This window comes from Rhizobacter sp., from assembly GCF_031412495.1.
Lineage (GTDB): Bacteria > Pseudomonadota > Gammaproteobacteria > Burkholderiales > Burkholderiaceae_C > Schlegelella_A.
In genome coordinates, this window is record NZ_JANODC010000362.1 from 1 (window position 1) to 9,746 (window position 9,746).

At 71.3% G+C, this 9,746-nt stretch carries 10 protein-coding genes and 1 pseudogene; 4 read left to right on the forward strand and 7 right to left on the reverse strand.

The genetic code is table 11. From position 1 onward, the window contains the following. From AC30N0_RS13260 to AC30N0_RS13270, 3 genes are all read left to right on the forward strand, one after another. The coding region (locus AC30N0_RS13260; RefSeq protein ID WP_489518381.1) for a dipeptide ABC transporter ATP-binding protein at nt 1-1,294 on the forward strand (1,294 nt) is incomplete at its 5' end. 225 nt (nt 1,295-1,519) lie between these two features. After that, nucleotides 1,520-1,744, forward strand: a complete 225-nt coding sequence (locus AC30N0_RS13265) for a hypothetical protein (protein ID WP_489518382.1) — start codon at nt 1,520-1,522, stop codon at nt 1,742-1,744. 195 nt (nt 1,745-1,939) lie between these two features. Then, nucleotides 1,940-2,893 (forward strand): tripartite tricarboxylate transporter substrate binding protein, encoded by a 954-nt coding sequence (locus AC30N0_RS13270; protein ID WP_489518390.1) that lies wholly within the window; start codon nt 1,940-1,942, stop codon nt 2,891-2,893. 28 nt (nt 2,894-2,921) lie between these two features. Here the strand turns inward: AC30N0_RS13270 and AC30N0_RS13275 are convergent, their stop codons facing one another. The 5 genes from AC30N0_RS13275 to AC30N0_RS13295 form a co-directional block, all read right to left on the reverse strand. Beyond that, the gene (locus AC30N0_RS13275; RefSeq protein WP_489518383.1) at nt 2,922-3,830 is read right to left on the reverse strand and encodes an RCC1 domain-containing protein; all 909 of its coding nucleotides are present in this window, start codon (nt 3,828-3,830) and stop codon (nt 2,922-2,924) included. Nucleotides 3,831-3,922: 92 nt separating this feature from the next. After that, complete coding sequence (locus AC30N0_RS13280) at nt 3,923-4,345, reverse strand: nucleoside deaminase (RefSeq protein WP_489518384.1); 423 nt, start codon at nt 4,343-4,345, stop codon at nt 3,923-3,925. A gap of 34 nt (nt 4,346-4,379) precedes the next feature. After that, a complete protein-coding gene (locus tag AC30N0_RS13285) occupies nt 4,380-5,201 on the reverse strand; it encodes an HDOD domain-containing protein (RefSeq protein WP_489518385.1) in 822 nt (273 codons plus the stop codon). Between the two features lie 250 nt (nt 5,202-5,451). After that, nucleotides 5,452-6,984 (reverse strand): sensor histidine kinase, encoded by a 1,533-nt coding sequence (locus tag AC30N0_RS13290; protein ID WP_489518386.1) that lies wholly within the window; start codon nt 6,982-6,984, stop codon nt 5,452-5,454. Continuing rightward, on the reverse strand, nt 6,984-7,697 hold the full coding sequence (locus tag AC30N0_RS13295) for a response regulator (RefSeq protein WP_489518387.1): 714 nt from the start codon (nt 7,695-7,697) through the stop codon (nt 6,984-6,986). Before AC30N0_RS13295 ends, AC30N0_RS13290 begins: the two co-directional genes overlap by 1 nt. A 112-nt stretch (nt 7,698-7,809) precedes the next feature. Here AC30N0_RS13295 and AC30N0_RS13300 point away from each other — a divergent pair, with 112 nt between their 5' ends. Next, nucleotides 7,810-8,310, forward strand: a complete 501-nt coding sequence (locus AC30N0_RS13300; RefSeq protein WP_489518388.1) for a sigma-70 family RNA polymerase sigma factor — start codon at nt 7,810-7,812, stop codon at nt 8,308-8,310. Nucleotides 8,311-8,332: 22 nt separating this feature from the next. On the opposite strand, the gene cysW is transcribed toward AC30N0_RS13300, so the two are convergent. Both cysW and AC30N0_RS13310 read right to left on the reverse strand, forming a co-directional pair. Next, a complete protein-coding gene (gene cysW / locus AC30N0_RS13305; protein ID WP_489518389.1) occupies nt 8,333-9,490 on the reverse strand; it encodes a sulfate ABC transporter permease subunit CysW in 1,158 nt (385 codons plus the stop codon). 112 nt (nt 9,491-9,602) lie between these two features. Next, nucleotides 9,603-9,746 (reverse strand): annotated as a pseudogene (locus AC30N0_RS13310) (substrate-binding domain-containing protein); the annotation flags it as partial.

Genomic DNA, 9,746 nt, shown 5'->3' on the forward strand with positions numbered 1-9,746 from the left:
GGGGCTGGTCGGGATCGCCGACCCGCGCGGCCGGCTGGAGACCTACCCGCACGAGATGTCGGGCGGCATGCGCCAGCGGGTGATGATCGCCATGGCGCTGGTCAACGACCCCAAGCTGCTGATCGCCGACGAGCCCACCACGGCGCTCGACGTGACCGTCCAGGCGCAGATCCTCGAGCTGCTCGCGCGGCTGAAGGAGAAGCATCGCATGAGCATGCTCTTCATCAGCCACGACCTCGGCGTCGTCGGCGAGATCTCGGACCACGTCGTCGTGATGCGCAACGGCATCGTGCGCGAGCAGGGGCCCGTCGCCGGCATCTTCGCCGCGCCGCAGGACAGCTACACGAAGGCCCTGCTCGCCTGCCGGCCGACGCTGGACCAGCGCGCGCCGCGGCTGATGGTGGTCGACGACCACATCGCCGCGCAGGGCGGCGGCCCGGCGGCCGTCGGCATCCGCCGCGTCAAGGACCTCGAGGCGCGCGTCGTCCTCGAGGTCGAGGCGCTGACCAAGGGCTTCTGGATCCGCAGCGGCGTCTTCGGCCGGCGGGCGTTCCAGGCCGTCAAGGGGGCGACCTTTCGCCTGCGCGCCGGGCACACGCTCGGCATCGTCGGCGAGTCCGGGTCGGGCAAGACCACGCTCGGCCTGACGCTTCTGCGCCTGCACGAGGCGAGCGGCGGCCCGGTCAGCGGCCGCGCCCTGTTCGACGGCCGAGACCTGCTCCAGCTGTCGAAGGCCGAGCTGCTGCCGATGCGAAAGCGCATCCAGGTCGTGTTCCAGAACCCGTACGCCTCGCTCAACCCGCGCTTCACGATCGGCCAGACGCTCACCGAGCCGATGGCCATCCACGGCATCGGCCGGGGCGCGGCAGACCGCGAGGAGCGTGCCCGCGCCCTGCTGGCCAAGGTCGGCCTCGACGACGACGCCATGCACAAGTACCCGCACGAGTTCTCGGGCGGCCAGCGCCAGCGGGTGGCGATCGCTCGCTGCCTGACGCTCGACCCCGAAGTGCTGGTGCTCGACGAGGCGGTGAGCGCGCTCGACGTATCGGTCCAGGCGCAGGTGCTGAACCTGCTCAAGGACCTGCAGGACGAGCTCGCCCTGACCTACATCTTCATCAGCCACGACCTGGCCGTCGTCCGCTTCATGGCCGACGAGGTCCTCGTCATGAAGGACGGCGAGGTCGTCGAGCAGGCGAGCGTCGAGCAGATCCTCGACCGCCCGGTGCAGGAGTACACGCGCCGGCTCCTCGAGGCCGTCCCGCGCGGCTACCGCGCCCGTCCCGTGGCCACGTAACACGGCTTTGCGGCGTCGACGCAATCGGTCGACGCTGTAACGATTCACTTCGGCCGTGGCCGGATTTGTCGGCGGACACGCTCCTGACGGGCTGTGCGGCGTCGCTTTCGTGTCTTCAGCCACGGTACACGGCTGGCACGCGGGTTGCGCCTGTCGCCCGCGACGGACCCGACGGTCAGCCGCAGCCCGATGCGCCGAGCCCCGTTCCTGTATCGAAAGCCGCCCATGCAGACCCGCCGCCCCTTCGCCAGCAGCACACCCTTTGCCCAGCGCCCGAACGGGCCGCGCTGCCATGGCGGTGCCTCGTCGCTGCTGCGCATGGGACTCGGCGCCTTGCCGCAGCCCATCTTGCATGCGGCCCGCTCCGTCGCCGAGCGCCCGATGGTCCTCGACCAGCCGCGGGCGCCGCGCCAGCTGACCCTCTTCGGGCCGGGCACGCGGGCTCGCTAGGGGCCGATTCCGGACGAGCCGTCCAGGGGGAGCGGGCAGCCCGGGGTCTTGAGAGCGCGCCCCGTCCGTTCGTCCCGCTCCCCTCTCTTTGTCTTCCGCGTCACACTACGCCCGGGCCGGCGCTGGCGCAGGCCCCCCATTTGACGAACAGGGGACAAGATGCGATCACGTGTGCGACTCGTGGCCTTCGGCCTGATGGTGGCGACATTGGGCCTGGCGCAGGCCCAGAGCGGGCCGTGGCCGAACAAGCCGGTGCGCATCGTCGTGCCTTTCGCGCCGGGCGGCACGACCGACATCCTGGCGCGGGCCCTGGCGCCCGAGCTCGGCAAGGCCTTCGGCCAGACCTTCATCATCGACAACAAGGCAGGCGCGGGCGGCAACCTCGGCGCCGACATGGTGGCCAAGTCGCCGCTCGACGGCTACACGCTGCTGATGGGAACCGTCGGCACTCAGTCGATCAACCCGGCGCTCTACCCGAAGATGCCCTACGACGCGGTCAAGGACTTCGTCCCGATCACGCTGATGGCGGGCGTCCCCAACGTCCTGGTCATGAACCCGGCGAAGGCAGCCGAAGCGAAGATCACCAACGTGCGCTCGCTCATCGCCTACGCGCGGGCGAACCCGGGCAAGCTCAACATGGCATCGAGCGGCAACGGCACCTCGATCCATCTCTCGGGCGAGCTCTTCAAGTCGATGACCGGCACCTACATGGTCCACATCCCGTACCGCGGCTCGGGGCCGGCGCTGCTCGACCTGATCGGCGGCCAGATGGACCTCATGTTCGACAACCTGCCCTCGGCCCTGCCGCACATCAAGTCCGGCAAGCTGGTCGCCCTGGCCGTCACCAGCAGCCAGCGGAGCGCGGCGCTGCCCGACGTGCCGACGGTCGCCGAGGCCGGCCCGGTGAAGGGCTTCGACGCGAGCAGCTGGTTCGGTTTGGTCGCCCCCGCCGGGACGCCGCCGGACATCGTCAACCGGCTGCAGCAGGAGACGGCCAAGGCGCTCGCCTCGCCGGCCCTGAATGAGCGCCTGCTGGCCCAGGGGGCGATCCCCGGCGGGATGGCACCGGCGGAGTTCGGGCGCTTCATCGCTGCCGAAGCGAAGAAGTGGAGCGCCGTCGTGAAGACCTCGGGCGCGAAGGTCGACTGAGCTTCGACGGGGCGCGGCGGGTCGGGCTTCACCGAGCCGGCAAGGGGCGCGGCACGCCGGCACCGTCCCATTGCAGGAGACTGCCGTCGGCGCGCATCGCGATCAAGGCCGTGTCTCCTGCGGCCACCGCCGCGGCATCGTCGAGCAGCCGGCGCGGTTGGATGCCGAAACCCTCGCCCCAGGCCCACAGGCTGCCATCGATGCGGATGGCCGCCGAATGGCGCGAGCCGGTCGCGATGGCGCGCGCGCTGTCGAAGACCGGGCCCCAGCGTTCGGCCTTGTCGCCCAGACCGTGCGCACCGAGGGGCCCGAAGCGGTTGCCACCGCTGCCCATGACCACGCCGCTGCGGCTCAGGTACAGGGCATGCCCGGTATGCGCCTTCACGGCGACGGCATCGCGCGCGGTGTTCACGAATTCGCCCGTGGCGGCGAGCCGCCCGTCACCGTACTGGCCGCGGTGCGCCTGGCCCTTGACCCAGAGCGTGCCGTCGCGGCGAATGTAGTAGTCGGCACTGTCGCCGATGCAGGCCGCGGCGACGTCATCGGCGACCCGCTGCGGCGCCGGCAGTTTGCCGCCGCCCTGCCACAGCACCTGCGCACGGTCGATCGCAAACCAGCCGGACTGGCCGCTGGCAAAGGCGATCACGCCCGGCATCAAGATGGTGGCCGAGCCCGGTGCTTCGTCCCAGGCGATCAGCCGGCTGTCGTCGAGCAGGGCGAAGAATGCATCCCGGCTCACGCCGACCTGCCTGGCGCCCGAGCGCATGCGCATCGGCAGGCCGCGGCCGGTCCATCCGTATGCCACGCCGTCGAGCAGCGCCATGTGGCGTTCGTAGTAAGACGCCAGCTGGGGGCCGGAACCGTCGGCAAGGGCGGGGGCGCTGGACACGACGACGTGGGGCGCGGCGATCAGCGCCAGGAAGTGTCGCCGCTGCATCGGGCCGGCGCGATCTCAGACCCGTGCGCCGGCGCGGCGCAGGATCTCGGTGTGGGCAGCGTCTTCAGCAACTCGCCGGCCAGCACGGGGCCTCACCGGGGTGCCCCGGCGTCGGTCAACGTCGCGCCGTAGACCATCCGCGAGATACCGGCCCAGCCGGCGGCCGCTTCGCACATGCGGCACGGGCGCGAGGTGGAGACCAGCACGCAGCCGGACAGGTCGCGCGTGCGCTGCCGGCGCGCGGCATCGCGGATGGCTTCCATCTCGGCATGCGCCGTCGGGTCGCTGGCGGTGACCACGCGGCTGGGCGCGAAGCCGACGATGAGCTCGCCGCGCAGCACCACCGCGCCAAAAGGTTGGTCGCCGGCACGCACCGCCTCGTCGCGCAAGGCCTCGGCGCGGCGCATCGCCTCGCGCAAGGGCTCGTCGGCGGCAGACGGACCGGACGCCATCCAGGGCAACGCGGCCAGGAACCCGCGGCGGCGGAAACCCGGTGCGTGAAGACGGTGCGCCATGTCGAGAGCCCGCCGCTCGCCCTGCAGCACCACCTCAGTCCGTCTTGACCCGCTCGACCGCCATCTCGATCTGCTCCTGCACCTTGCGGGCACCGCGCTCGGCCTCCATGGGGTCGAGTTCGGCCTGCGGCGCAACCTTGTGCGCCACCTCGGCCAGCCGGTCCGGATCGGTCATGAGGGCGTGGGCGAGGGCCGAGACGGCGCAGATGGCCCGGCGCTGGACATGCATCGGCAACTCCAGCGTGCTGTTGACGACGACGTGGAAGCGCACGCTGTCGACCGCGGCCGGCGCCAGGCCCCAGGTCTCGCAGAGGGCGGCGCCGAGCGTGTCGTGGCTGACGCCGAACTGCGCATGCTCGAGCATCAGCAGTTCCTCGTCCGACTTCGCTTCGACCAGCATCTTCTTGTAGCGGTCGGTGGCGTGGCGGAACATCACGGCCTTGCCGCACTCCTCGAAGATGCCTGCCGAGTGCGCGGCCCAGGGATCGACGCCGAGCGCCTGGCCGATGCGGCCCATCAGCAGGCCGCGCACCCCGGCGCGTTGCCACAGCGGTTCGAGCTCCGGCGCCGGCGCGAAGACGGCGCGCAGGCCCATCTCGAAGGTGACGGACGAGACCTCGCGCGTGCCCAGGTAGGTGATTGCCTGCTGCACGCTCTGCACGCGCCCGCGCAGGCCGTACATCGCCGAGTTCACCGCCTTCAGGACGGCGGCGGCGAGCGCCATGTCGGAGCTGATGAGCGCACTCACGGCGTGGAGGTCGACGTCCTCCTCGGCGAGCAGCAGCGACAGCTTGACCAGCACTTCCGGCTGGGACGGGATGTCGACGTCGAGCAGGCGACGATTGATCTCGGGCATGACGCAGGCGCGGCCGCGCAACAGTCGGGACAGCGCATGGTAGCGAGGGCGCCAATGACGAGGGGCGCCGATCGCTCGGCGCCCCTCGAATTTCTTTCTTCTGCTGGGCGACCGCCGGGCGTGTGCGCCTGTGCGTCGCTGTCTCCTCTCAACCCCCGAGGCGGCACCCGATCGGTGCCCGCACGAGTGCGCGCAATCTAGCCCGCGCCCCGAATCGACGCACGAGGGCTTTCCCCGTCCCCCCTCTTGATCACGCGGCGACGGCAGCGCCGAAGACAGGGATCGAGACGACGATGCGCGTTCCCTCTCCCGGTGCGCTGACGACGCTGGCCTGGCCGCCATGCAGCTCGGCGATACGCTTGACGATGGCCAGACCGAGGCCGCGGCCGCCTTCGCCGCCGGCCGGCGCCACGCTGGTGCGGCTCTGATAGAAGCGGTCGAACAGGCGCGGCAGGTCGGCCGCGGGAATGCCGGGCCCGTCGTCGGCGACGCTGACCTCGAGCCGGCCCGGTCGCGCCTGCGCGCCGAGCACCACCGTGCTTCCCTCGGGGCAGAACTTCAACGCGTTGTCGAGCAGGTTGGCGACGGCACGCTCGAACAGCTCGACGTCGAGCGCCGCCCGCAGGTCGGCGCCAGCGTCGACCCCGGCCGCGGGCTCCAGGCGCAGGTGGACGCCCTTCCCTGCGGCACGCTCGGCAAAGCGCAGGACGATGTCGCCCAGCAGCTCGGCGACGTCCACGGCCTCGAGCCGCAGCCCGAACTCGGGCTCGTCGAGCTTGGCCAGGTCGCCGAGCGATTGCACCATGCGCGCCGCGTTGCGCGTGTTGCGCAAGGCGATCTCGACCAGGCGCCGATCGTCCTCGCGCGCCGGCTGCGGCGACCAGCGCGCATCGAGGGTCTCCAGGCAGGCGACGGTCGCGGTGAGCGGCGAACGCAGGTCGTGCGACAGGTTGCTCACCCCCTCGCGGCGGAAATGATCGGTGCGACGCAGGGTGTCCCACTGCCGCCGGCAGACGGCGAGCAGCATCTCGAAGGCGGCGGTCAGCTGGCCGAACTCGTCGCGGCCGGGCGGCGGCAGCGGCGTTCCGGGCGCGACCGCCAGGCCCTCGGCCAGGCCGCTCTGCGACAGCGTGGCGACGGCGCGCGTGAGCCGGCGCAGCGGCCGCGTCACGCTGGCGATGACGAGCGCGGCCAGCAGCGTCGTCAGGGCGATGACCGCGACGACGAGGCCGAGCGCCGGCCGGGCGAAGCTGCTGCGCAGCACGTCCCAGCCGCCTTCGGGCAGCTGCTGCGTGTGCAGCACGAGGTACAGGTACCCGGCCGCCGGCGGCGACCCCTGGGGCACGGCACGGCGGACCGGCTTGGCCACGATCACCGCGCCCGCGTCCATGCGCTCCGGGTCGTCGCCCATGACGAACATGGCGTCGACGCGCTCGACCGACTCGCGCACCGGCGTCATCGCGACGCGCAGCCCCGGCTTCAACGGTGCCGGCCCGGTCTTGGCCAGCACCAGGCCCTCGAGATCGAGCAGGTAGAGCTCGATGTCCGGCTCGTACAGCACCAGCCCGCGGAGCCAGCGCTGGAACTCCTCGGGGTTGCGCTCGTGCAGGTCGAAGATCGGGTCGTACATGCTCACGACCCGGTCCAGGAAGGCCATGCCGCGCCGGTACGAGGTCTGGTTCTCGAAGCGCTGAAACGACCAGACGACCGTGGCGATCACCAGCAAGGCCGTCAGCAGGCCGGTCGCGAAGATCGTCAGCGCCAGCTTGGAGCGGACCGACATCAGGGCACGTCGCGCATCTTGTAGCCGGCACCGCGCACGGTGAGGATCAGCTCCGGCCGCAGCGGGTCGATCTCGAGCTTGGCGCGCAGGCGGTTGATGTGCGTGGTCACGGTGTGCTCGTATCCGTCGTGGCTGTAGCCCCAGACGGCGTCGAGCAGCTGGCCGCGCGAGAACACCTGGCCGGGATGCGACGCGAAGTGCAGAAGCAGGTCGAACTCGAGGGCGGTGAAGTCCATGGCCGCGCCGCGGAAGCGCGCCTGGCGCTTGGCCGGCACGATCTCGAGGTCGCCGTTGCGCACCGCCCGCGACGCGCCGTCGCTGCCCGCCTGCGCCGCCCGCATCAGGTCGGCGCGGCGCAGCAGGGCCTTGACGCGAGCCAGCAGCTCGGCGAGCGAGAACGGCTTGGTCAGGTAGTCGTCGGCACCGAGCTCGAGTCCGAGCACGCGGTCGAGCTCGGTCGACTTGGCGGTGAGCATCAGGATGGGCGTCGAGCGGCCGCGCGCGCGCAGCGCCTTGCAGACCTCCAGCCCGTCGAGGCCGGGCATCATGAGGTCGAGCACGAGCAGGTCGCTCGGGTGCTCGTTCTGGCTGGCCAGCGCCGCGGGACCGTCGGCGACCGCCGTCACGTCGTAGCCGGCACCGCGCAGGTTCATCACCAGCAGCTCGCGGATGTCGCTCTGGTCCTCGGCGACGAGGATGGTGGGCGTCGGCATGGCGGATTGTCTCGCTCCGGCAGCGCGTTCTTACAGCGATGTGATCGTCCTGTGATCTTCCGCGAGCCTGGCGCGAGGTGGCGTGGCCACAGTGTCTCCACCGGAGCCTGCCATGAACGCCACCGCCAGCCGCCTCGCCGAAGTCGTGTCGCACCGTCCGTACCTGCTGCGCTTCGCCCAGCGTCGCCTGCGCGACCCGATGCTCGCCGAGGATGCGGTGCACGACGTCTTCGAGGCCGTGCTTTCCGGGCGCGCCTCGTTCGGCGGCCGGGCCGCGCTTCGCTCCTGGCTAACGGCGGTGCTCAAGCACAAGATCGTCGACACGCTGCGGCGGACGGAGCACCACGAGTCCCTCGACGGCGACGACGTCGCGGGCGGCGCCGCCCGCGACGTGGCCTGCCCGCGGCCCCGCCCGGACGAGGTGGCGGAGCAGCGCGAGCTGCTGGCGCGCGCCCTGGCCGGCATCGAGAGCCTGCCGTCGTCTCTGCGCGAGGCGATGCGGGTGCGGGTCCTCGAGGACTGCTCCACGGCCGAGGCCTGCGCCACGCTCGGCATCAGCGAGGAGAACCTGTTCGTCCGCGTCCACCGGGCGCGCAAGCAGCTGCTCTCCTGAACTGCAGCGTCCAGGCCCGGCGCTAGATCATCGCGGCGGGATCGATGTCCTCGCTGGGGAAGCGGGTCACGCGCCGCGGCAGCAGGTGCGCGGCCGCACCGGGCTCGAGGCCAAGCCGCTCGCGCAGGGCGCGGTAGTCGGCGCGCGGCATCTCCACCTCCACGTAGCTCTGGTCGTCGCTGCGGCGGAACTCCAGACGCGTGTTCGGCCCGACGGTGAGCGCGTGCTCGAGCGTCACCGGCACCGAGCCCTCGTCGGCCCGGCCGACGACCTCGAGCTCGTGCGGGCGCACGTTGTAGAGGATCTCGATGTGCAGCGGCATGGTGTTGATCTGGCCGCGGATGTGGCCCGAGACGACGCTGACCGCGCCGAACTCGCCCATCGCCCGCGCGTTGCAGAGGATGACGCCGTAGAGCAGCGCCCACTTCACGTTCGGCAGCGTGATGCGGCGAAAGATCTGCCAGCCGCCTGCCCCCAGCACCCGCGCTGCTTCCTCCTGCTCGGTGCCCTGCGCCTGCATGAGCGGGATCAGCTCGCGGGCGATGAAGGGGAAGGTGATAAAGATCGTCGCCAGGACGATGCCCGGCAGGGCGAAGATGATCTTCAGGTCGTGGTCGCGCAGCCACTCGCCCAACCAGCCCTGCACGCCGAAGACGAGGACGAAGATCAGGCCGGCGATGACCGGGCTGACCGAGAACGGCAGGTCGATCAGCGTCAGCAGCAGGTTCTTGCCGCGGAACTCGAACTTGGCGATGGCCCGGGCGGCGGCCAGGCCGAAGGCGAGGTTGAGCGGCACCGAGATCGCGGCGGCGACGAGCGTCAGCTTGATCGCCGACACCGCTGCCGGCTCGGTGATCGCGGCGACATAGACCTCGAGGCCCTTCTTCAGCGCCTCGACGAAGACGGCCACGAGCGGCACGAACAGGAAGTGGGTGAGGAAGGCCAGGGCGCTGACGATGAGCAGGCGGCGCACCCACGCCGGCTCGCGCGTGGCCTCGGCCCGGATCGCCGCCGCTTCCTCGACCTCCTTCTGCAGGTCCTCGAGCACGGGCTGCAGGGTGCGCACGACGAACGGTAGGCCGGTGAGGGCGATGCCGGCAACCGCGGTCGGCATCGCGAAGGGCAGGTCGACCAGCGCGTCGACGAAGCGGCGGCCGACGAACTCGTAGCGGACCAGCACCCAGCAGACGAGCAGCCCGAAGACGGCGTTGACCGCCGCCGCGGCGAGCGATCAGGAACGCCGCCGACAGCGGCACGAGGACGATGATCGACCGGTAGAGGAGCGTGAAGCCGTTCGGGATCACGACGCTGATGCCGGGGCGCGCGAGGTCCGCCCAGTCGCGGATCGCCTTCGGGTTGCCCTTGCGGACCAGGATCACCGTCACCGAGGTCGTCGGCGCGGCATTGTTCGGCAGGCGCTTCGCCCAGTCGTCCGG